This window comes from Amycolatopsis alkalitolerans, from assembly GCF_006152065.1.
Taxonomy (GTDB): Bacteria; Actinomycetota; Actinomycetes; order Mycobacteriales; family Pseudonocardiaceae; genus Amycolatopsis_E; species Amycolatopsis_E alkalitolerans.
The window spans coordinates 1-2,042 of record NZ_VDFW01000068.1 but is presented as its reverse complement, the minus strand read 5'-3'; the positions used below and the strand labels follow the sequence as shown (position 1 = coordinate 2,042).

The 2,042-nt window shown below is 66.4% G+C and carries 2 protein-coding genes; both read right to left on the bottom strand.

Going from position 1 to position 2,042, the window contains the following annotated elements:
* A partial coding sequence (gene sucD, locus FG385_RS33630; protein ID WP_139100857.1) for a succinate--CoA ligase subunit alpha occupies positions 1–869 on the bottom strand: 869 nt, incomplete at its 3' end.
* Positions 870–873: 4 nt separating this feature from the next.
* The coding region (gene sucC / locus FG385_RS33625) for an ADP-forming succinate--CoA ligase subunit beta (protein WP_139100856.1) at positions 874–2,042 on the bottom strand (1,169 nt) is incomplete at its 5' end.

The following is a 2,042-nucleotide window of genomic DNA, read 5'->3' as shown; positions in this document are numbered from 1 at the left end:
TTCCGTGCCAGTGCGGCGGTTTCGGATGGTGTTTTGCCGACTTTGACGCCTGCGGTTTCGAGGGCTTGTTTTTTGGCTTGGGCGGTGCCGGTGGAGCCGGAGACGATGGCGCCGGCGTGGCCCATGGTTTTGCCTTCGGGGGCGGTGAAGCCGGCGACGTAGCCGACGACGGGTTTGGTGACGTTGGCCTGGATGTAGGTGGCGGCGCGTTCCTCGGCGTCGCCCCCGATCTCACCGATCATGACGATGACCTCGGTGTCGGCGTCGTCCTGGAACGCTTGCAGGGCGTCGATGTGGGTGGTGCCGATGATCGGGTCCCCCCCGATGCCGACGGCGGTGGAGAACCCGATATCGCGCAGTTCGTACATCATCTGATAGGTCAGGGTGCCTGATTTGGACACCAGACCGATCTTGCCGGGACCGGTGATGGTGGCCGGGATGATGCCCGCGTTGGACTTGCCGGGCGAGATCACCCCGGGACAGTTCGGGCCGATGATCCGGGTCGTGTTGCCCTTCGCGACCGCGTGCGCCCAGAAGTACGCGGAGTCGTGCACCGGGATGCCCTCGGTGATGACCACGGCGAGACCGATGGCCGCGTCGATGGCCTCGATGACGGCGTCCTTGGCGAACCGCGGCGGCACGAAGATCACCGACACGTCGGCGCCGGTCTCCTTCATGGCCTCCTCGACCGTGCCGAACACGGTGAGGTCCTTCCCGGCGAGGGTGACCGTCTGCCCCGCCTTACGGGCGTTGACCCCACCCACGATGTTCGAACCCGCCTGCAGCATCTTGGTCGCGTGTTTGGTGCCCTCGGACCCGGTCAGGCCCTGCACGATGATCTTGGAGTTCTCGTTGAGGAAGATCGACATCGGTTCAGGCTCCTGCCGCTGCGAGCTCGGCGGCCTTGTCCGCCGCGTTGTCCATGGTGTCCACCTGCGTGACCAGCGGATGGTTCGCGTCGTTCAGGATCCGGCGGCCCTCCTCGACATTGTTCCCGTCCAGGCGCACCACCAGCGGCTTGCTGGCCTCCTCGCCGAGGATCTTCAACGCCTCCACAATCCCGGTAGCCACCGCGTCACAGGCGGTGATCCCCCCGAACACGTTCACAAACACCGACTTGACCGCCGGGTCGTTCAGGATCACATCCAGCCCCGCGGCCATCACCTCCGCCGAGGCGCCACCCCCGATGTCGAGGAAGTTGGCGGGCTTCACGCCACCGTGCTTCTCCCCGGCGTAGGCGACGACGTCGAGAGTGGACATGACCAGGCCGGCGCCGTTACCGATGATGCCGACCTCACCCTCGAGCTTGACGTAGTTGAGGTCCTTGGCCTTGGCCTTCGCCTCGAGGGGGTCCTCGGCCTGCTTGTCGACGAGGTCCTCGTGGGCGGGGTGGCGGAAGGAGGCGTTCTCATCCAGGGTGACCTTCCCGTCCAGGGCGACGATCTTGTCCTGTGGGTCACGGACGAGCGGGTTGACCTCGACCAGGGTGGCGTCCTCGGCGACGAAGGTCTCCCACAGCTTCACCACGACGTCGGCGGCCTGGTCACGGATGACCTCGGGGAAGTTGCCCGCGGTCAGGATCTCGACGGCCTTGGCCTTGTCGACGCCGACGATCGCATCCACCGGCACCTTGGCGAGGGCGTCCGGGCGCTCCACCGCCAACTGCTCGATCTCCATCCCGCCCTCAGCCGACGCCATGGCGAGGAACGTGCGGTTCGCGCGGTCCAGCAGGAAGGAAAAGTAGTACTCCTCCGCGATATCCGACGCCTCGGTCACCAGCACGCGGTGGGTGATGTGGCCCTTGATGTCCAGACCCAGGATGGCCCCGGCCTTGGTCTTGGCCTCGGCCGGGTTCTCGGCGAGCTTCACACCACCGGCCTTACCCCGACCCCCCGTCTTCACCTGCGCCTTCACCACAACCCGACCACCAATCCCCTCAGCGACCGCCTGCGCCTCCTCCGGGGTACTCGCCACCGCGCCGGGCAACACCGGCACACCATGCGCGGCGAAGAGATCCTTCGCCTGGTATTCGTAGAGGTCCA